The sequence below is a fragment of the Pseudomonas sp. SDO5532_S415 genome (assembly GCF_054071155.1).
Map to the genome: position 1 here is coordinate 1 of NZ_JBSVWS010000113.1, position 20,148 is coordinate 20,148.

The 20,148-nt window shown below is 61.2% G+C and carries 17 protein-coding genes; 10 read left to right on the forward strand and 7 right to left on the reverse strand.

The features are described from left to right. Positions 1-62: 62 nt before the first annotated feature. Complete coding sequence (locus tag ACW9HW_RS21110; protein WP_457401649.1) at positions 63-1,547, reverse strand: NCS1 family nucleobase:cation symporter-1; 1,485 nt, start codon at positions 1,545-1,547, stop codon at positions 63-65. A gap of 552 nt (positions 1,548-2,099) precedes the next feature. Between ACW9HW_RS21110 and hydA the strand changes: the two genes are divergently transcribed. The 3 genes from hydA (at position 2,100) to preA (ending at position 6,389) form a co-directional block, all read left to right on the forward strand. Continuing rightward, complete coding sequence (gene hydA, locus ACW9HW_RS21115) at positions 2,100-3,539, forward strand: dihydropyrimidinase (RefSeq protein ID WP_457401650.1); 1,440 nt, start codon at positions 2,100-2,102, stop codon at positions 3,537-3,539. A 207-nt stretch (positions 3,540-3,746) separates the two neighbouring features. Then, a complete protein-coding gene (locus ACW9HW_RS21120; protein ID WP_457401651.1) occupies positions 3,747-5,114 on the forward strand; it encodes an NAD(P)-dependent oxidoreductase in 1,368 nt (455 codons plus the stop codon). After that, a complete protein-coding gene (preA, locus tag ACW9HW_RS21125) occupies positions 5,115-6,389 on the forward strand; it encodes an NAD-dependent dihydropyrimidine dehydrogenase subunit PreA (protein WP_457401652.1) in 1,275 nt (424 codons plus the stop codon). A gap of 115 nt (positions 6,390-6,504) precedes the next feature. Here preA and ACW9HW_RS21130 read toward each other — a convergent pair whose 3' ends face one another. Continuing rightward, positions 6,505-7,125, reverse strand: a complete 621-nt coding sequence (locus ACW9HW_RS21130) for a TetR/AcrR family transcriptional regulator (RefSeq protein ID WP_095195009.1) — start codon at positions 7,123-7,125, stop codon at positions 6,505-6,507. Positions 7,126-7,429: 304 nt separating this feature from the next. On the opposite strand from ACW9HW_RS21130, the gene ACW9HW_RS21135 reads away from it, so the two are divergent. From ACW9HW_RS21135 to ACW9HW_RS21165, 7 genes are all read left to right on the forward strand, one after another. Further along, positions 7,430-8,725 carry an OprD family porin gene (locus tag ACW9HW_RS21135; RefSeq protein WP_095195010.1) on the forward strand — a complete coding sequence of 432 codons (1,296 nt, stop codon included), beginning with the start codon at positions 7,430-7,432 and terminating at the stop codon, positions 8,723-8,725. Positions 8,726-9,053: 328 nt separating this feature from the next. Further along, complete coding sequence (locus tag ACW9HW_RS21140; RefSeq protein ID WP_095195011.1) at positions 9,054-9,878, forward strand: NAD-dependent epimerase/dehydratase family protein; 825 nt, start codon at positions 9,054-9,056, stop codon at positions 9,876-9,878. 57 nt (positions 9,879-9,935) lie between these two features. Further along, positions 9,936-10,844 carry an SMP-30/gluconolactonase/LRE family protein gene (locus ACW9HW_RS21145; RefSeq protein WP_457401653.1) on the forward strand — a complete coding sequence of 303 codons (909 nt, stop codon included), beginning with the start codon at positions 9,936-9,938 and terminating at the stop codon, positions 10,842-10,844. Between the two features lie 66 nt (positions 10,845-10,910). Next, positions 10,911-11,882 (forward strand): TRAP transporter substrate-binding protein, encoded by a 972-nt coding sequence (locus ACW9HW_RS21150; RefSeq protein WP_095195013.1) that lies wholly within the window; start codon positions 10,911-10,913, stop codon positions 11,880-11,882. Positions 11,883-11,964: 82 nt separating this feature from the next. Next, positions 11,965-12,492 carry a TRAP transporter small permease gene (locus tag ACW9HW_RS21155; RefSeq protein WP_457401654.1) on the forward strand — a complete coding sequence of 176 codons (528 nt, stop codon included), beginning with the start codon at positions 11,965-11,967 and terminating at the stop codon, positions 12,490-12,492. Continuing rightward, complete coding sequence (locus ACW9HW_RS21160; RefSeq protein ID WP_095195015.1) at positions 12,493-13,773, forward strand: TRAP transporter large permease; 1,281 nt, start codon at positions 12,493-12,495, stop codon at positions 13,771-13,773. A 174-nt stretch (positions 13,774-13,947) separates the two neighbouring features. Next, the gene (locus ACW9HW_RS21165) at positions 13,948-14,817 is read left to right on the forward strand and encodes an aldose 1-epimerase (RefSeq protein ID WP_457401655.1); all 870 of its coding nucleotides are present in this window, start codon (positions 13,948-13,950) and stop codon (positions 14,815-14,817) included. Here ACW9HW_RS21165 and ACW9HW_RS21170 read toward each other — a convergent pair. From ACW9HW_RS21170 to pqqC, 5 genes are all read right to left on the reverse strand, one after another. Next, complete coding sequence (locus tag ACW9HW_RS21170) at positions 14,814-16,550, reverse strand: PAS domain-containing hybrid sensor histidine kinase/response regulator (protein WP_457401656.1); 1,737 nt, start codon at positions 16,548-16,550, stop codon at positions 14,814-14,816. The two genes, ACW9HW_RS21165 and ACW9HW_RS21170, sit on opposite strands and share 4 nt — an antisense overlap. Next, complete coding sequence (gene ercA / locus ACW9HW_RS21175) at positions 16,534-17,697, reverse strand: alcohol dehydrogenase-like regulatory protein ErcA (protein WP_095195018.1); 1,164 nt, start codon at positions 17,695-17,697, stop codon at positions 16,534-16,536. Before ercA ends, ACW9HW_RS21170 begins: the two co-directional genes overlap by 17 nt. Before the next feature lie 220 nt (positions 17,698-17,917). Continuing rightward, entirely contained in the window at positions 17,918-19,069 is a 1,152-nt protein-coding gene (pqqE, locus tag ACW9HW_RS21180; protein ID WP_095195019.1) for a pyrroloquinoline quinone biosynthesis protein PqqE, read from the reverse strand. Then, positions 19,047-19,319, reverse strand: a complete 273-nt coding sequence (gene pqqD, locus ACW9HW_RS21185) for a pyrroloquinoline quinone biosynthesis peptide chaperone PqqD (protein ID WP_095195020.1) — start codon at positions 19,317-19,319, stop codon at positions 19,047-19,049. Before pqqD ends, pqqE begins: the two co-directional genes overlap by 23 nt. After that, entirely contained in the window at positions 19,316-20,068 is a 753-nt protein-coding gene (gene pqqC, locus ACW9HW_RS21190) for a pyrroloquinoline-quinone synthase PqqC (protein WP_457401658.1), read from the reverse strand. The genes pqqD and pqqC overlap by 4 nt, the downstream gene beginning before the upstream one ends. Positions 20,069-20,148 lie beyond the last annotated feature (80 nt).

Below are 20,148 nucleotides of genomic sequence, written 5' to 3' on the forward strand. Positions count from 1 at the left end.
ACAGGTTTTCTGAACACCCGAGAACCCTGTGGGAGCTGGCTTGCCAGCGATGGGGCCGGCCGTCACACCGCAGATTTCGCCACGGATGGATTGGGCCGCATCACGCACAACCCGTAGTAAATCAACCCGCCAAGGGCCGAGCCGGTGAACCAGCCATAGCTGTAGAACCAGCTGAATGCATCGCTGCCGAGCGACAACAGCGTCAGTACCACCGGCACACCGAACGCGAGAAAGCCGTTCCAGTTCCACGCCGGATACACGTCATCACGATAGAGTCCGGCAAGGTCCAGTTGCTGTTTCTTGATCAGGAAATAGTCCACCACCATGATCCCGGCAATCGGCCCCAGCAGGCTCGAATAGCCGAGCAACCAGTTGGAATAGACGGTTTCCAGGCTGATGTCCGAGACGATCAGCCCAAGCTTCTTCAGCAGTTCATGCCCCATCAGCGCCAGGCCGACGAAGCCGGTGAGCATCACCGCTTTGGTCCGGTTGATCGCCTTGGGCGCAATGTTCTGGAAGTCGTTGGTCGGCGATACGATGTTGGCCGCTGTGTTGGTGGACAGCGTGGCGATGATGATCAACGCCATGGCCAACGCGACCCAGACCGGGCTCTGGATATGGCCGATCAGGGTCACCGGATCGGACACGGTCACGCCCACCAGTTTTACCGAGGCGGCGGTCATCACCACGCCCAGCGCGGCGAACAGGAACATGGTCAGCGGCAAGCCGATGATCTGCCCGACAATCTGGTCCTGCTGGCTTTTCGCGTAGCGGCTGAAGTCCGGGATGTTCAGCGACAGCGTGGCCCAGAAGCCGACCATCGCGGTCAGCCCGGCGGCGAAGTAACTGACCACACTGGCCCCTTCCGGGCGCTTGGGAGGAATCGCCAGCAATTCGGTCATCGACACGTTGGGCATCGCCCACACCAGCAACCCCACACCCACCGCCACCAGCAACGGCGCGGACAGGGTTTCCAGCCATTTGATTGACTCGGCGCCGCGGATCACCACCCACAGGTTCAGTGCCCAGAACATCATGAAGCCCAGGACTTCACCGGTGCCACCCAGGGATTTCCAGCCCTCGAACACCGACCCCAGAAACAGGTGGATGGCCAGGCCGCCGAACATCGTCTGGATGCCGAACCAGCCACACGCCACCAGGGCGCGGATCAGGCACGGGATGTTGGAACCGAGGATGCCGAACGACGAACGCAGCAACACCGGGAACGGAATGCCGTACTTGGTGCCGGGAAAAGCGTTCAGGGTCAGGGGAATCAATACGATGATATTGGCGAAGAGGATCGCCAGCAGCGCTTCGCCGACGCTGAGGCCGAAATAGGCCGTCAGTACGCCGCCGAGGGTATAGGTCGGCACACAAATCGACATGCCGACCCACAACGCGGTGATGTGCCATTTGTTCCAGGTTCGTTCGCGCACCTTGGTCGGTGCCATGTCGTGGTTGTAACGGGGACTGTCGAGGACATCGCTGCCGGCTTCCAGCTCGAACAAGCCGTCGCGCTCGGTCACTTGCGATCTGATCTGTTGCATGGCCGCTCCACTGTTCTTTGAATTATTTTTTGCTCATCAGGGGCTGGCGGCATCAATAAGCATGCCGGGTACCCCGTTTGTGCATCGGGCAGTTCCATAAACATTTACTAAGCAACTGATGTTTATCAGTTTTATTTGTACAACCATTGAATCCTCGGCGAGTTGCCATGCCACTCAGGCCGAATGCCAGGCAAGTTGTCCGAACAGTCAGGACTCAATCTGGTGCGTCGATCTTTTTTTCAATGTCGCGCATCAACCATAGACCATGCTCAAACAGCTGATTTCACATAGAAAATCTTGACCATATTTCGAACCTGTCAAGTGCGTCAAAATGGTGAGCACCCTCACCATTTTGGTGATTTTCAATTTAATACGTTATTAATCAATACGTTAAAACAGATATAAGCTTATAAAAAATATTCTTGCTGATTCCCATAACAGCAGCTAGCGTTTATTCCTGACAGCGCTGACAGGAATACACCTGTTTACGATGGCCACCTATAAAAACATCTAGAACCGGCATCAGTCGGTCATGCCTGCGAGGAATCCGGAATGTCTCTGTTGATTCGTGGCGCCACCGTTATTACCCATGATGAAAGTTATCGCGCCGATGTGTATTGCGCAGACGGCTTGATCAAGGCCATCGGCGAAGACCTCGACATACCCGCTGGTGCCGAAGTGCTCGACGGCAGCGGCCAATACCTGATGCCCGGTGGCATCGACCCTCATACCCATATGCAACTGCCCTTCATGGGCACCGTGGCCAGCGAAGACTTTTTCAGCGGCACGGCGGCGGGTCTGGCCGGTGGCACCACCTCGATCATCGACTTCGTGATTCCCAACCCGCAGCAATCCCTGATGGAAGCCTTCCATCAATGGCGCGGCTGGGCCGAGAAATCCGCTTCCGATTACGGCTTCCACGTCGCCATCACCTGGTGGAGCGAGCAGGTCCGCGAGGAAATGGCCGAGCTGGTGATCCATCATGGCGTCAACAGCTTCAAGCACTTCATGGCTTACAAAAACGCGATCATGGCGGCCGACGACACCCTGGTGGCGAGTTTCGAGCGCTGCCTGGAACTGGGTGCGGTGCCCACCGTGCATGCGGAAAATGGCGAGCTGGTCTATCACCTGCAACGCAAACTGATGGCCCAGGGCATGACCGGGCCGGAAGCGCATCCGCTGTCACGCCCTTCCCAGGTCGAAGGCGAAGCCGCGAGCCGGGCGATCCGCATCGCCGAAACCCTGGGCACGCCGCTCTACCTGGTGCATGTCTCGACCAAGGAAGCCCTCGACGAAATTACCTACGCCCGCGCCAAGGGCCAACCGGTCTACGGCGAAGTGCTGGCCGGGCATTTGCTGCTGGACGACAGCGTCTATCAACACCCGGACTGGCAGACCGCCGCTGGTTACGTGATGAGCCCGCCCTTCCGCCCGCGCGGCCACCAGGACGCACTGTGGCATGGCCTGCAAGCCGGCAATCTGCACACCACCGCCACCGATCATTGCTGCTTCTGCGCCGAGCAGAAAGCCGCCGGCAAGGACGATTTCAGCAAGATCCCCAATGGCACGGCCGGCATCGAAGACCGCATGGCCGTGCTCTGGGATGAAGGGGTGAACACCGGGCGCCTGTCGATGCAGCACTTCGTCGCCCTCACCTCGACCAACACCGCGAAGATCTTCAACCTTTACCCACGCAAAGGCGCGATCCGCGTGGGCGCCGACGCCGACCTGGTGCTGTGGGACCCGCAAGGCACCCGGACGATTTCGGCCAAGACCCATCACCAGCAGGTCGACTTCAACATCTTCGAAGGCAAGACCGTACGCGGCGTGCCCAGCCACACCATCAGCCAGGGCCGGGTGGTCTGGGCCGATGGCGACCTGCGGGCCGAGCGTGGGGTCGGGCGCTATATCGAACGGCCGGCGTATCCGGCGGTGTTTGATTTGTTGAGCAAGCGGGCTGAGCAGCACAAGCCGACAGCTGTGAAACGCTGACCCGTACCCCTGTGGCGAGGGAGCTTGCTCCCGCTGGGTGGCGAAGCCGCCCCAATCCTGCCAACCCGGTTGACCTGATACTCCGAGGCGGCCGGTTTTAGGCCTGCTGCGCAGACCAACGGGAGCAAGCTCCCTCGCCACAGGATGATGCGCAAAAAACAATGCCCATGCAGAGGCATAACCTCCATCACCGTGAGGCCAAAAACCGTGATCAAGACCCTGACCCACCTCCCGCACCCCTACGAGAACGCCGCCGCCCTCGCCGGTCATTTCACCGACCTGGCGCCGCCGCTTAATGACCGACAGGCCCACCTCGAAGCCTCGCGTTGCCTGTACTGCTACGACGCACCGTGCGTCAATGCCTGCCCGAGCGAGATCGATATTCCCTCGTTCATCCGCAACATCCACCAGGACAACGTCCAGGGCGCGGCGCAGAAAATCCTTTCGGCCAACATCCTCGGTGGCAGTTGTGCCCGGGTCTGCCCCACAGAGATCCTCTGTCAGCAAGCCTGTGTGCGCAACAACGCCCATGAGTGCGCGCCGGTACTGATCGGTCTGCTGCAACGCTACGCCGTGGACAACGCGCATTTCAGCCAGCACCCGTTCTCCCGTGCCGCCGCCACCGGCAAGCGCATTGCCGTGGTGGGTGCCGGTCCGGCCGGGCTGTCCTGCGCCCATCGCAGTGCCATGCACGGCCATGACGTGGTGATTTTCGAGGCTCGGGAAAAGGCCGGCGGCCTCAATGAATACGGGATCGCCAAATACAAACTGGTGGACGATTACGCGCAGAAGGAGCTGGAGTTCCTGATGGACATCGGCGGCATCGAAATCCGCCATGGGCAAAAACTCGGGGACAACCTGAGCCTCAGCGATCTGCATCAACAATTCGACGCGGTGTTCCTCGGCCTCGGCCTGGCGGCCAGCAAACAGCTGGGCCTACCCCATGAAGACGCGCCCGGGCTGGTAGCCGCCACCGAGTACATCCGCGAACTGCGCCAGGCCGATGACCTGACCGAACTGCCTCTGGCCGACCACTGCATCGTGCTCGGCGCCGGCAACACCGCCATCGACATGGCGGTGCAAATGGCTCGCCTCGGCGCCCATGACGTCAACCTGGTGTATCGCCGTGGCGTCGAGGACATGGGTGCGACCCACCACGAACAAGACATCGCCAAGGCCAATCAGGTACGCCTGTTGACCTGGGCACAACCGGAACACGTGTTGCTCGATGACCAGGGTCAGGTACGCGGCATGCGCTTCGCTCGCACACATCTGGTTGAAGGTCGCCTGCAAACCACCGGCGAAACCTTCGAGCTGGCCGCCGACGCGATCTTCAAAGCCATCGGCCAGACCTTCGATGACAGCGCCCTCGCCGACCCGCTGGCCCGCGAACTCAAGCGCCAGGGCGATCGCATCCTGGTGGACGAACAGCTGCAAACCAGTATCCCTGGCGTGTATGCCGGCGGCGACTGCACCAGCCTCGACCAGGACCTCACCGTGCAAGCGGTGCAACACGGCAAACGGGCCGCCGAGGCCATTCATGCTCAACTGATGCTCAACGTGGAGGCTGCGTAAATGGCCGATCTGTCGATTGTCTTCGCCGGCATCAAGTCCCCCAACCCGTTCTGGCTGGCCTCCGCGCCGCCGACCGACAAGGCCTACAACGTGGTCCGCGCCTTTGAGGCCGGCTGGGGTGGCGTGGTCTGGAAAACATTGGGGGAGGATCCCGCGGCGGTGAACGTGTCGTCGCGCTATTCCGCGCACTTCGGAGCCAACAGAGAGGTTCTCGGCTTTAACAACATCGAGCTGATCACCGACCGCTCACTGGAGATCAACCTGCGGGAAATCACCCAGGTCAAAAAGGACTGGCCGGATCGTGCGTTGATCGTGTCGTTGATGGTGCCCTGCGTCGAAGAGTCCTGGAAACACATTCTGCCGCTGGTGGAAGCCACCGGTGCCGACGGCATCGAACTGAACTTCGGTTGCCCCCACGGCATGCCGGAACGCGGCATGGGCGCGGCGGTCGGCCAGGTGCCGGAGTACGTCGAACAAGTCACCCGCTGGTGCAAGACGTATTGCTCGCTGCCGGTGATCGTCAAGCTGACGCCGAACATCACCGACATCCGCGTCGCCGCCCGCGCGGCACACCGTGGCGGCGCCGATGCCGTATCGCTGATCAACACCATCAACTCGATCACCAGCGTCAACCTGGAGCGCATGGTGGCCAATCCGATGGTCGGCAGTCAGAGTACCCATGGCGGCTATTGCGGTTCGGCGGTCAAGCCGATAGCCCTGAACATGGTCGCCGAAATCGCCCGCGATCCGCAGACCCAGGGGCTGCCCATCAGCGGCATCGGCGGCATCGGCAACTGGCGCGACGCGGCAGAGTTCATTGCCCTGGGCAGTGGCTCGGTGCAAGTGTGCACGGCGGCGATGCTGCATGGCTTCAGGATTGTCGAGGAGATGAAGGACGGGCTGTCGCGCTGGATGGACAGCCAGGGCTACGCCAGCATTTCGGCGTTCTCCGGGCGGGCGGTGGCCAATACCACGGACTGGAAGTACCTGGACATCAACTATCAGGTGATCGCGAAGATCGACCAGGAGGCTTGCATCGGTTGCGGCCGCTGCCACATCGCCTGCGAAGACACCTCGCACCAGGCCGTGGCCAGCGTGAAAAAGGCCGATGGCACGCATGCCTATGAAGTGATCGATGAGGAATGCGTAGGCTGCAACCTGTGCCAGATCACCTGCCCGGTGCAGGACTGTATCGAGATGGTGCCGGTGGACACCGGCAAGCCGTTTCTGGACTGGAATCATGATCCGCGCAATCCCTACCATGTCGCGGTCTGAGTTTAGCGGAGTCTGATCGGGCGCTTTCGCGAGCAGGCTCGCTCCCACATTGGAATGCATTTCAACTGTGGGAGCGAGCCTGCTCGCGAAGAGGTCGACAACGACACCGACCACCTCAAGGCTCCAACCCAATCCCCCGCAAAATCACACTGGTCACCGTCTGTACCGCCCGTTCGAACTGCATGTCCGACAGCGGCTGATGATCATTGAGAATATTCACCTGGTGATCAAAGTCCGCGTAGTGCTGGGTCGAGGCCCAGATCATGTACAGCAGGCTCGAGGGTTCCACCGGCAGGATGCGTTTGTCGTCCACCCACTGGCGGATCTTCGCTTCTTTCATCTTGGCCCAGTCGTACAGGCTTGCGTCCAGTGTCTCGCCCAGGGTCGGCGCGCCGTGGATGATTTCGTTGGCCCAGACTTTCGAACCGTAGGGGCGGCTGCGTGAGTGGTTCATCTTGGCGCGGATGTAGCTGCTGAGCACCACACGCGGATCGTCGAACATCTCGAAGCACAGCGCGTCCTGTTTCCACACTTCCAGCAGGCCCAACAGCACGGCGCTGTAGAGCTCGGTCTTGGTGCTGAAGTAATAATGCAGATTGGAGCGCGGCAGCTCTACCTCGGCGGCAATGTCGGCCATGGCGGTGCTGCCGAAGCCTTTTTCGGCGAAGACTTTCTCGGCCCCCAGCAGAATTTTCTCGACGTTACTGCGACGAATCTCGATCTTGTGATTGCCCATGAGGGCTCCCTTGCTTCAGCGTTAAACAAGACTAGCATCCGCTCTACCTCGCGGCGACAGGGGGATCGCAAACTACGTTCAACCCGCCACTTCCTGTGGGAGCGAGCCTGCTCGCCCATTGCAATATCACATTCACCCGCCTTGTTGACTGACAGTCCGTCTTCGCGAGCAGGCTCGCTCCCACAACAGTCAAGTCATCGTATAACTTCTGATTGACAACCCTGGAAATCCCCGCAAATAATCGCTTCAATGTTGTACGACGACGTATAACAAATAATAAAAACAAGAAAAATGGAGCCTCACAGTGAGCAAACTCGCCCGCAATCCGTCCGCCCGCAGTCCGCGTCCCTCCTTCGCCCGCCGCCATACCTTGAGCCTGATCGGCTGCGGCAGCCTCGCCTTCGCCCTGCCCATGACCAGCCAGGCCGAAGGTTTCACCGACGATGCCAAGGCCACGCTGAACCTGCGTAACGCCTACTTCAACCGCAACTTCACCAACCCGGCCTACCCCCAGGGCAAGGCCGAAGAGTGGACGCAGAACTTCATCCTCGATGCCAAGTCCGGTTTCACCCCGGGTCCAGTCGGCTTCGGTGTGGATGTGCTGGGGCTCTACTCGCAGAAACTCGATGGCGGCAAGGGCACGGCCGGTACGCAGTTGCTGCCGATCCACGGTGATGGCCGCCCCGCCGACAATTTCGGCCGCCTGGGTGTGGCGCTCAAGGGCAAGATTTCGAAAACCGAAGTGAAGGTCGGCGAATGGATGCCGGTGCTGCCGATCCTGCGCTCCGACGATGGCCGTTCGTTGCCGCAAACCTTCCGTGGCGGTCAGGTGACCTCCACGGAGATCAGCGGCCTGACGCTCTACGGCGGTCAGTTCCGGCAGAACAGCCCGCGCAACGATGCGAGCATGGAAGACATGTTCATGAACGGTAAAGCGGCGTTCACCTCGGACCGTTTCAACTTCGGTGGCGGCGAATACGCCTTCAACGACAAGCGCACCCAGGTCGGTGTGTGGTACGCCGAACTCAGCGACATCTATCAGCAGCAGTACTTCAACCTCAGCCACAGCCAGCCCCTCGGCGACTGGACCTTCGGCGCCAATCTGGGCTACTTCATCGGCAAGGAAGAAGGCAGCGCCCTGGCCGGCGACCTCGACAACAAGACCGCCTTCGCCCTGCTCTCGGCCAAATACGGCGGCAACACCTTCTATGTCGGCCTGCAGAAACTCAGCGGCGACGATGTCTGGATGCGGGTCAACGGCACCAGCGGTGGCACCCTGGCCAACGACAGCTACAACTCCAGCTACGACAACGCCCGGGAAAAATCCTGGCAAGTGCGCCACGACTACAACTTCGTCGCCCTCGGCATTCCCGGCCTGACCCTGATGAACCGCTACATCAGTGGCGACAACGTGCACACCGGCACCATTACCGATGGCAAGGAATGGGGCCGCGAGTCGGAACTGGCCTACACGGTGCAGAGCGGCCCGCTGAAAAGTCTCAACGTCAAATGGCGCAACGCAAGCATCCGCAAGGACTTCAGCACCAACGAATTCGATGAGAACCGGTTGTTCATCAGTTATCCGATTTCGTTGTTGTAAGGCAGTTTTTCAGGCTGACACAACCTTTTGTGGTGAGGGGATTTATTTGTGGCGAGGGGATTTATCCCCGTTCGGCTGCGAAGCAGTCGTCAATCCGACGATCCGGTTTTTGGGGCTGCTTCGCAGCCCAACGGGGATAAATCCCCTCGCCACAAGAAAAGCCTCTCCACAGGTAACCCTCATCAAGAAACGTCTTTACTACGTGACCCCTCGTCAATTTCCACCAAAGTCGCGTTGACAAGAACCGGAAACACTTACGATACTCGAATTAGTCGTACGACAACCTACAACGATTCCAATAACAACAACCGCGTGTTCAGGGACTCCCATGACGACCACTTCAACCGCCCGCGCTCCCTTCAATCGTCTGCTCCTGACCGGCGCCGCCGGTGGCCTGGGCAAAGTCTTGCGCGAAAGCCTGCGCCCCTATGCCAATGTCATTCGCCTGTCGGACATCGCCGACATCGCCCCGGCCATCGATGATCGTGAAGAAGTCGTACCCTGCGACCTCGCCGACAAGCAAGCCGTGCATCAACTGGTCGAAGGCGTGGACGCGATCCTGCATTTCGGCGGCGTCTCCACCGAGCATTCCTTCGAAGACATTCTCGGTGCCAACATCTGCGGCGTGTTCCACATCTACGAAGCCGCGCGCCGACACGGCGTGAAACGGGTGATCTTCGCCAGCTCCAACCATGTCATCGGTTTCTACAAACAAGATGAAGTCATCGATGCCCACTCCCCTCGCCGTCCCGACGGCTACTACGGCCTGTCCAAGTCCTACGGCGAAGACATGGCGACCTTCTACTTCGATCGCTATGGCATCGAAACCGTCAGCGTGCGCATCGGCTCGTCATTTCCGGAGCCGCAAAACCGCCGGATGATGAGCACCTGGCTGAGCTTCGCCGACCTCACCCAATTGCTCGAACGCGCGCTGTACACACCGGATGTCGGCCACACCGTGATCTACGGCATGTCCGATAACAAGGACGTCTGGTGGGACAACCATTTCGCCACGCGCCTGGGATATGTCCCGAAGGACAGCTCCGAAGTGTTCCGCGAAAAAGTCGAAGCCCAGCCGCTGCCGGCCGCCGATGATCCGGCCCGGGTCTACCAGGGTGGCGCCTTCTGCGCAGCCGGCCCGTTCGACGATTGAAACCACCCGCGCCTGCCACCTGATCCCAACAACAAAAACCCAAGGGAATGAGTTGCCATGCAAGCCGAATTGATTGTCGATGCCCGCAATGCGGTCGGTGAAAGCCCGGTCTGGGTCCCGGAGGAAAACGCCCTGTACTGGGTCGATATTCCTGCCGGGGGGTTGCAACGCTGGAGCGCCGACACCGGTCATGTCGACGCCTGGAAAGCCGCGGAAATGCTCGCGTGCATTACTCGTCACCCCGACGGTGGCTGGGTCGCTGGCATGGAGAGCGGGTTCTTCCACCTGCACGCGCATAACGATGGCAGTCTCGACAGCGAGCCACTGGCCTTCGTCGATCATCCCCGCCCGGACATGCGCCTCAACGATGGTCGCTGTGACCGTCACGGGCGTTTCTGGGCCGGCAGCATGGTGCTGAACATGGCCGCCAATGCCGCCGACGGCCGGCTCTATCGCTACAGCGCCGGGCAACGCGGGCCGCTGGCGGCGCAACTGGACGGTTTGATCGTGCCCAACGGCCTGGCCTTCAGCCCGGACGGACGCACGATGTACCTGTCCGACTCCCATCCATCGGTCCAGCAGATCTGGGCCTTCGACTACGACATCGACAGCGGCACCCCGACCCGTCGCCGGGTCTTTGTCGACATGAACCTGTTCGCCGGCCGCCCCGACGGCGCGGCCGTGGACGCTGAAGGCTGCTACTGGATCTGCGCCAACGACGCCGGGCTGATTCACCGCTTCACCCCTGACGGTCGCCTCGACCGCTCCCTTGCTGTCCCCGTGAAAAAACCGACCATGTGCGCCTTCGGAGGCAGTCGACTGGACACGCTGTTCGTGACCTCGATTCGCCCCGGTGATGACCATGATCGGCAGTCACTCGCCGGCGGGGTGTTCGCCCTCGACCCCGGCGTGAAAGGTCTGCCGGAACCGTTGTTCAACGATTCGCCGGCACTGTTGGATCAATAGCCTCCACCGCTTCTGCTGCACCGCTGCGCCTTTGAATACAAAAATAACAAGACTGGAGAAATGCCCATGGACTTCAAACGCACCTTGCTCGCCGCTGCAATTCCTTTCGCTTTCACCTTCGGCAGCGTCGCCCAGGCGCTGGAAATCAAATTCGCCGACATCCATCCCGCGGGTTATCCGACCGTGGTCGCCGAAGAGCAACTGGGCAAGACCCTGGTGGCCGACAGCGGCGGCAAACTGACGTTCAAGATGTTCGCCGGCGGTGTGCTCGGTTCGGAAAAGGAAGTGATCGAACAGGCTCAGGTCGGCGCGATCCAGATGGCCCGGGTCAGCCTCGGCATCGTCGGCCCGGTGGTACCGGACGTGAACGTGTTCAACATGCCGTTCGTGTTCCGCGACCAGGCACACATGCGCAAAGTCATCGACGGTGAAGTCGGCGACGAGATCCTCGACAAGATCACCCACTCCGAATTCAACCTGGTCGCCTTGGCCTGGATGGATGGCGGCACGCGCAACATCTACACCAAGAAACCGGTGCGCAGCCTCGAAGACCTCAAGGGTATGAAGATCCGCGTGCAAGGCAACCCGATGTTCATCGACACCATCAACGCCATGGGCGGCAACGGGATCGCGATGGACACCGGGGAAATCTTCAGCGCCCTGCAGACCGGGGTGATCGATGGCGCGGAAAACAACCCGCCGACTCTGCTCGAACACAACCACTACCAGAACGCCAAGTTCTACAGCCTGACCGGCCACCTGATCCTGCCCGAGCCCATCGTGATGTCGAAAATCACCTGGGAAAAACTCACCCCCGAACAGCAAGTGCTGGTGAAGAAAACCGCCAAGGCCGCGCAAGCCCACGAACGCACCCTGTGGGACGCCAAGTCCGCCAGCAGCGAAGAGAAACTCAAGGCCGCCGGCGTCGAGTTCATCACCGTCGACAAAAAACCTTTCTACGACGCAACCGCCTCGATCCGCGAAAAATACGGCGCGCCCTACGCCGATCTGATCAAGCGCATCGAAGCCGTCCAGTAACTCTCCCGCTCCCTTGAAAGGCCCGGCGCGCACGTCTGCACATGGGTAGACGTTCGTGCGCGCCCGGTTTCGGTGAAACCCGATGAAGAATCTATTGCTGCGCATCAACGACCGGCTGTACATGACCTGCATCTGGGTCGCCGGCCTGTCGGTCCTGACCATTTCCCTGATCATTCCCTGGGGCGTGTTCGCCCGCTACGTGCTGGGCACCGGCTCCAGCTGGCCGGAGCCCACCGCGATACTGCTGATGATGGTGTTCACCTTCATCGGTGCCGCCGCCAGTTACCGGGCGGGTGCGCACATGGCGGTGGCCATGCTGACCGATCGCATGTCGCCCGGCATGCGCAAGGGCATGAGCCTCTTCTCGCAACTGCTGATGGCGACCATTTGCGTGTTCATGACCGTATGGGGCACCAAGCTGTGCCTGTCGACCTGGAATCAGTTCATGAGCGCCCTGCCGACCCTGCGCGTGGGCATCACCTACATGCCGATCCCCGTGGGCGGCCTGCTGACCTTGATTTTCGTGCTGGAAAAACTCTTGCTCGGTGACCAGAGCAATCGTCGGGTCGTACGTTTCGACCTGGTTGAAGAAAGCGAAGGGGCTGCCTGAATGGACGCTTTGATTCTGTTGGGCAGCTTTATTGCACTGATCCTGATCGGCATGCCGGTCGCCTACGCCCTGGGGCTTTCGGCCCTGATCGGCGCCTGGTGGATCGACATTCCGTTCCAGGCCCTGATGATCCAGGTCGCCGGGGGCGTGAACAAATTTTCCCTGCTGGCGATTCCGTTCTTCGTCCTGGCCGGCGCGATCATGGCCGAGGGCGGGATGTCTAGACGCCTGGTAGCGTTTGCCGGGGTGCTGGTCGGGTTCGTGCGTGGCGGGTTGTCGCTGGTCAACATCATGGCCTCGACCTTTTTCGGCGCGATCTCCGGCTCTTCGGTGGCCGATACGGCCTCGGTCGGCTCGGTGCTGATCCCCGAAATGGAACGCAAAGGCTATCCCCGGGATTTCGCCACGGCGGTGACCGTCAGCGGTTCGGTACAAGCGCTCCTGACCCCGCCAAGCCACAACTCGGTGCTCTATTCGCTGGCCGCCGGCGGCACAGTGTCGATCGCTTCGCTGTTCATGGCCGGCGTGGTGCCGGGCTTGTTGATGAGCGCCTGCCTGATGGTGCTGTGCCTGATCTTCGCGAAGAAGCGTGACTACCCCAAGGGCGAAGTCATCCCGATGCGCGAAGCCCTGAAAATCTGCGGCGAAGCCATGTGGGGCCTGATGGCCATGGTGATCATTCTCGGCGGCATTCTGTCGGGCATTTTCACCGCGACCGAATCAGCCGCCATTGCGGTGCTGTGGTCGTTCTTCGTGACCATGTTCATCTACCGCGACTACAAGTGGAGCGAACTGCCGAAACTGATGCACCGCACGGTGCGGACGATTTCGATCGTGATGATCCTGATCGGCTTCGCCGCCAGCTTCGGCTACATCATGACCCTGATGCAGATCCCGGCGAAGATCACGACGATGTTCCTGACCCTGTCGGACAACCGTTACGTGATCCTGATGTGCATCAACGTCATGCTGCTGTTGCTCGGCACGGTGATGGACATGGCACCGCTGATCCTGATCCTCACGCCTATCCTGATGCCGGTGATTCTCGGCATTGGCGTCGATCCGGTACAGTTCGGCATGATCATGCTGGTGAACCTGGGCATCGGATTGATAACACCGCCGGTGGGCGCGGTACTTTTTGTGGGGTCGGCCGTGGGTAAAGTCAGTATCGAAACAACCGTGAAGGCGCTGCTGCCATTCTATGGCGTGCTGTTCCTGGTGCTGATGGCCGTGACCTACATTCCGGCGTTGTCGCTTTGGTTGCCGCATTTGGTGTTGTAAAACACGCAGGAAGGCAAGACTCCCTGTGGCGAGGGAGCTTGCTCCCGCTGGGTCGCGCAGCGGCCCCCGCATTCGTTCAGATCAACCGGGTTGTGGGGTTCTACGGCTGCTGTGCAGCCGAACGGGAGCAAGCTCCCTCGCCACAAAGCCCCTCAATGAGCCAGTAGAGTCAACATGACGCCAGACATCCTCGAACTCGAAGACGAATTCACCCACCTCACCCTCGCCCCTGAACTCGGCGCGAGCATCGTCAACTGGACCGTACTCGGCACCGGCCAGCCCTTGTTGCGTCACGCCGATGCACAGGCATTGAACACCGGCCTGCCCGGCAAACTCGGTTGTTTTCCCCTGGTGCCCTGGTCCAACCGCATTGCCGAAGGCGGCTTCGGTTGCCCCGATGGCTGGCTGGCGCTGACACCCAACAGCATCACCGATCCGCTGCCGATTCACGGCAGTGCCTGGCAGCAACCGTGGCAAGTGGTTTCCCGATCAGCGAACGAAGTGATCCTGCAACTCGACAGCAGCACGCCCTTCGCCTACCGCGCCCGGCAACGATTCGAGCTGAGCGCAGGTCGCTTGAGCATCGAGTTGCACGTCACCCACCTGGCCGAACGTGCCGCATGGCACGGGCTCGGTCTGCACCCCTACTTTCCACGTACGACAAACACTCGCCTGATGGCCCCGGCCGAACAGGTCTGGTTGTGCGATGCGTCCAAACTGCCGACACAGCTCGCTGCGTTACCCGCCGATTGGGATTTCCGGCAACCCAAGGCCTTGCCCGAGACAGTGGTCGACAACGGCTTTTGCCAATGGAATGGCCACTGCCTGATCCAGCAGCCTGACCTGGGTCATGAACTGGAGTGCCAGGTCACAGGCGGCGATTACTACCTGCTTTACTGCCCGGCTGGCCTGGATTTTTTCTGTCTCGAACCGGTGAGCCACCCGGTCAACGCGCACCACCTGCCCGGCCGGCCGGGCTTGCGCTTGCTGGAGCAAGGTCAAACCTCGACGCTGGGCTTCAAGCTGCAGTACCGGGCGCTTTAAGCCGGCGCCCCTAACAACTGACTCAACACCGCACGCAACTTGCCGGGCTTGACCGGTTTGTTCAGCAGCGGTGCGTCGAGCCGTTGCAGCGAGCGCCGGCACTGGTCGGTGCGGTCGGCGGTGATGATCACCGCCGGGATAGGCCGGTGGAAATGCTCGCGCAAATGGCGCACCACATCACAGCCAACCACCGCGTGATCGAGGTGATAGTCCGCCAGAATCAGTTCCGGCGCCCGTCCCTCAAGGGCCGCCAGCGCCGAGGCTTCATCGGTGGCCGTGACCACGTCGCACCCCCACTGCCCGAGCAACGCGCCCATGCTCTCCAGGATGCTTACTTCATTGTCCAGCACCAGCAATCGCCGGCCCGGCAACGGGTTACCGGTCCCCGGCTGGGGCGCCGCCTGGCTGATCGGCAAGGGGACTTCATGGGAAAGTGGCACCTCGATGCTGAACATCGAACCGCGCCCCGGCAGCGAATGCACGCCGATTTTATAGCCGAGGATCTTGGCGATGCGTTCGACGATGGCCAGTCCCAAGCCCACACCTTTACGGTCGGCGGCACGGCCGACATCCAGCTGATTGAATTCAAGGAAGATCGAGTCCAGCCGGTCGGCGGCGATCCCACGCCCGGTGTCCCACACCTCCAGGCGCAGATAATCGCCCCGGCGCCGGGCGGCGAGCAGGATGCTGCCTTCCTCGGTGTAGCGGCAGGCATTGCTGAGGAAGTTGCGCAGGATGCGCGTCATCAGGCGCAGGTCGGTGCTGATGGCGTAATCGCCCATGTGCACCCGCAGATTCAATCCCTCCGCCTGGGCCACCGACTGGAACTCCGACACCAGCGGCCCGAGCAATTCATCCAGGCGGTAAGGCGCGATGTCCGGCTTGACCGCTGACTGATCGAGCCGGGAAATGTCCAACAGATCGGTGAGCAGGTCTTCGGCGCCTTCCAGGGCTTGGTGAGTGCGTTCGACCAGCACCTGCTCGACGTCCGGCAACTTGCGCTCGCGCAAGGTCGAGATCAGCAAGCGCGCGGCGTTCAGCGGTTGCAGCAGGTCATGACTGGCGGCGGCGAGGTATTTGTCCTTGCTGCGATTGGCCGCTTCGGCGGCATCACGGGCGTCGCGCAGGGCCTGGGCGATCTGTTTACGCTGGGTGATCTGCTGCTGCAGGTTGCGGTTGGCTTCGAGCAGTTCATCGGTGCGCGCAGTGACGCGCAGCTCCAGTTCGTCATTGAGTTGTTGCAGGCGCTGCTGGGCCTGTTTGCGCTCGGTGATATCGGCGACAAAACCTTCCACCAGGCCTTCCTGGCCGGGCTTGAGCAACAAGTTCATCAGCACATCGAGGTGGCTGCCGTCCTTGCGGCGCAAGCGCGTTTCGTAACCGTGCAGGCTGTGTTGGCGCCTGAGGACTTCACCGATGGTTTCCAATTCCTGCACGCCACCGGCAAACAGGTTGCTGGCCAGGTCGTTCAGGGAAAACAGCACCTCCTGCGGGTCCTGATAACCGAGCATGCGCGCCAGCGCCGGGTTGGCGGCCCGCATGCCATCTTGCAGGCTGGCCTGGAAAATCCCGTGGACCGCGTTTTCGAACAGCCATTTGTAGCGGTTGCGTTCGGCTTCCAGTTCATCCAGGCGCGCGGCCAGTTCCGGGTAATGGCTCTTACGGGCCGAGTGGCTGCCCAGTCCCAGCAGCCCGGCCAGGGCCCGTTGTTGTTCGTCAGAGGGCTTCGCCATAGACGACCTCGACATCACGCTGACTGGACTCGCGCGGGTTGGTCAGGATGCACGGGTCATGCATCGCGTGTTGCGACAGGAACGGAATGTCCGACGTGCTGACCCCATGCAAGCCAAGGGTTTCATGGAAGCCAATGGCGTGTTTGAGGGCAATCAGGTGTTCGACCAGTCGCCCGCAGATCTGCCGCTGATTCAAACCCCGGCAATCGATGCCAAAGGTCTCGGCGATAACCTTGAAACGCTCCGGCGCCGAACTGTAGTTGAACGCCACGACGTGCTCCACCAGCACCGCGTTGCACAGGCCATGGGGCAAATCGAGGAAACCGCCCAGGCTGTGGGACATCGCATGCACCGCGCCAAGGATCGCGTTGGAAAACGCCAGCCCGGCCTGCATGCTGCCCAGCATGATTTTTTCGCGCAGGGCGATGTCCGTCGGGTTGGCGATCATCTGCACCAGATGGCCGTTGATCAGGCGCATCGCCTCCAGTGCATGGGGATCGGTCAGCGGCCCGTGACCGGTGGAAACGAAGGCTTCGATGGCGTGCACCAGGGCGTCGATGCCGGTACAGGCGGACAGGAACGGGTCCATGCTCAGGGTGGTTTCCGGGTCGATCAGCGACACGTCCGGCACCACCGCCTTGCTGACGATGGAGAACTTCATGCGTTCTTGCTGATTGGAAATGATCACGAATTGCGAAACGTCGGCCGAGGTGCCGGCGGTGGTCGGTATCAGGATCAGCGGCGGGCTGGGCACCCGGACGGTGTCCACCCCTTCAAATTCGAGGATGCTGCGACCGTGGGCGACGACAATACCGATGCCTTTGCCGCAATCCATCGGGCTCCCGCCGCCGACGGCAACGATCACATCACAGTGGTTTTCCCGGTACAGCTCGGCGCCGAGCATGACCTCTTCGACCCGCGGGTTGGGCGAGACGGCGCTGTAAAGGCAATATTCGATGCCCAGCGCTTGCAGGCTGGCTTCGACATCGGCGACCCAACCGGCGGCAATCACCCCCGGATCGCTGACAACCAACACCTTGCGCGCGCCAAAGGTCTTGGCGTAATTGCCGACGTTGTGCCGGCAGCCGGCACCGAAGATGATTTCAGGCGAGACGAATTTACGCAGCTGACTGAGACTCTGGCTCATTGGAAAGCCTGTTTTTTATTGTTTTGGAAGGTAAAGCCACACTAACGCATCCGGCTGCGAATGCAATCAGACCAAGGTCATCTGCCCGGATCCTCCTAACGCTGAAAATCCCTGTGGGAGCGAGCCTGCTCGCGAAAGCGGTGGGTCAGTCTCCCACGATATTGAATGTGACGGCCTCTTCGCGAGCAGGCTCGCTCTCACAAGGTGATCGGCGCTCCATTTATCCGCGGTAGATCAGCCGCGACGCCTTCTCATTGCGCAACGTCAGGTGCTCCATGCCCTGCCCCGGCGCTTCGGCTTCCTCCCGTGCCTTGAGAATGACGCCATGGTGCGGCGACTTGCTGCACACCGGGTCGGCATTGTCGGCATCACCGGTCAGCATGAAGGCCTGGCAGCGGCAGCCTCCCAGATCCTTGTGTTTTTCATCGCAGGAACGGCACGGCTCCTTCATCCAGGCATCGCCACGGAATCGGTTGAAACCGAAGGAATCGTTCCAGATGTGCTCGATACTCTGTTCGCGCACGTTGGGAAACTGCACCGGCAATTGCCGGGCGCTGTGACACGGCAACGCCGTGCCGTCGGGGGTGATGTCGAGAAACAGGTTGGCCCATCCGTTCATGCACGTCTTGGGGCGTTCCTCGTAGTAATCCGGGGTGACGAAGATCAACTTGCACGGATGGCCTTGCGCCTCAAGTCGCTCGCGGTACTCGTTAGTGATGCGCTCGGCACGCTGCAACTGCTCGCGGGTCGGTAACAGGCCGACGCGGTTGAGCTCGGCCCAGCCATAGAACTGACAGGTGGCCAGTTCGACGAAATCCGCTTCCAGATCCAGGCACAGCTCAATGATCTGCGCGATCCGGTCGATGTTGTGCCGATGGGTGACGAAGTTCAGCACCATCGGATAGCCCTGGGCTTTCACCGCCCGGGCCATGGCGAGCTTTTGGGCGAAGGCCTTGCGCGAGCCGGCCAGCATGTTATTCACCGCTTCGTCGGCGGCCTGGAAACTGATCTGGATATGGTCCAGCCCGGCGACCTTGAAGTCGCGCACCTTCTGCTCGGTCAGGCCGATGCCCGAGGTGATCAGGTTGGTGTAGTAACCCATGTCCCGCGCGGCCTTGATCAACTGCGCCAGATCCTGACGCACCAGTGGCTCGCCACCGGAGAATCCCAGTTGCGCGGCGCCCATGTCCCGTGCTTCGCGGAACACGCGAATCCATTCTTCGGTGTTCAATTCCTCGCCGTGGCGGGCAAAGTCCAGTGGGTTGGAGCAATACGGGCATTGCAGCGGGCAGCGATAGGTCAACTCCGCCAGCAACCACAGCGGCGGCCCCGGCTGCCCCGGCGGCGCATCACTCGATCCAGAACTGCGCATGGGCCACCTCCAGAAACGCCAGCACATCCTCGTCGATCCCCGGTACGCCCGGGAAATCCGCCGTCAGCCGATCAATGATCGCTGCGACGCTGCGCTCACCATCCAGCAGATTGAGAATCTGCCCGGCGCTGGCGTTGAGCTTGATCATGCCTTCGGGGTACAGCAGCACATGGCAGTCCTGGCGCGGCTCCCATTGCAGGCGAAACCCCCGGCGCAACGACGGTGACTGCTCGCGGTCGATCAGGCTCACAGGGCAATCCCCCGATGCCAGACGTGGTCGCGGGTGACGGTGTGATACGGCGGGCGTTGCAGTTCATAGGCCATGCTCATGGCATCGAGCATGCCCCACAGCACATCCAGCTTGAATTGCAGAATCTGCAACATGCGTTGTTGGGCCTCGAGGGTGACGTAATGCGCGAGGGTGATACGCAAGCCGTGTTCGACATCGCGCCGGGCCTGGCTCAGCCGCGCGCGGAAGTAGTCGTAGCCGGCGACGTCGATCCACGGGTAATGGCTGGGCCAGGCGTCGAGCCGCGATTGATGGATCTGCGGCGCGAACAGTTCGGTCAGCGAGCTGCTGGCCGCTTCCTGCCAACAGGCACGACGGGCGAAATTGACGTAGGCGTCCACGGCGAAACGTACACCCGGCAGGACCAGTTCCTGCGACAGGACCTGCTCGCGATCCAGCCCCACCGCTTCGCCCAGGCGCAACCAGGCTTCGATGCCGCCTTCGCTGCCGGGCACGCCGTCGTGATCGAGGATGCGTTGCAGCCATTCGCGGCGCACTTCCCGGTCGGGGCAATTGGCGAGGGTCGCGGCGTCCTTGAGCGGAATGTTGACCTGGTAATAGAAGCGATTGGCGACCCAGCCCTGGATCTGCTCGCGGGTGGCGCGGCCTTCGTACATCGCCACGTGGTAGGGGTGGTGGATGTGGTAGTAGGCACCTTTGGCGCGCAGGGCGGCTTCGAATTCGGTGGGGGTCATTGCTGTATCGGTCATTGCGATCTCCTGGAGGCTTTGCGGTGGCTGGTCTGGCCCCTTCGCGAGCAGGCTCGCTCCCACAGTTGATTGCGGTGCCC

Bases quoted from the DNA above. Each gene is read 5' to 3' on its own strand.
- hydA (WP_457401650.1), top strand. From the start codon at position 2,100: ATGTCTCTGTTGATTCGTGGCGCCACCGTTATTACCCATGATGAAAGT.
- ACW9HW_RS21145 (WP_457401653.1), top strand. From the start codon at position 9,936: ATGCAAGCCGAATTGATTGTCGATGCCCGCAATGCGGTCGGTGAAAGC.
- ACW9HW_RS21165 (WP_457401655.1), top strand. From the start codon at position 13,948: ATGACGCCAGACATCCTCGAACTCGAAGACGAATTCACCCACCTCACC.
- preA (WP_457401652.1), top strand. From the start codon at position 5,115: ATGGCCGATCTGTCGATTGTCTTCGCCGGCATCAAGTCCCCCAACCCG.
- ACW9HW_RS21130 (WP_095195009.1), bottom strand. From the start codon at position 7,125: ATGGGCAATCACAAGATCGAGATTCGTCGCAGTAACGTCGAGAAAATT.
- ACW9HW_RS21110 (WP_457401649.1), bottom strand. From the start codon at position 1,547: ATGCAACAGATCAGATCGCAAGTGACCGAGCGCGACGGCTTGTTCGAG.
- ercA (WP_095195018.1), bottom strand. From the start codon at position 17,697: ATGAGCCAGAGTCTCAGTCAGCTGCGTAAATTCGTCTCGCCTGAAATC.
- pqqC (WP_457401658.1), bottom strand. From the start codon at position 20,068: ATGACCGATACAGCAATGACCCCCACCGAATTCGAAGCCGCCCTGCGC.
- ACW9HW_RS21150 (WP_095195013.1), top strand. From the start codon at position 10,911: ATGGACTTCAAACGCACCTTGCTCGCCGCTGCAATTCCTTTCGCTTTC.
- ACW9HW_RS21160 (WP_095195015.1), top strand. From the start codon at position 12,493: ATGGACGCTTTGATTCTGTTGGGCAGCTTTATTGCACTGATCCTGATC.
- ACW9HW_RS21140 (WP_095195011.1), top strand. From the start codon at position 9,054: ATGACGACCACTTCAACCGCCCGCGCTCCCTTCAATCGTCTGCTCCTG.
- ACW9HW_RS21155 (WP_457401654.1), top strand. From the start codon at position 11,965: ATGAAGAATCTATTGCTGCGCATCAACGACCGGCTGTACATGACCTGC.
- ACW9HW_RS21170 (WP_457401656.1), bottom strand. From the start codon at position 16,550: ATGGCGAAGCCCTCTGACGAACAACAACGGGCCCTGGCCGGGCTGCTG.
- pqqE (WP_095195019.1), bottom strand. From the start codon at position 19,069: ATGCGCAGTTCTGGATCGAGTGATGCGCCGCCGGGGCAGCCGGGGCCG.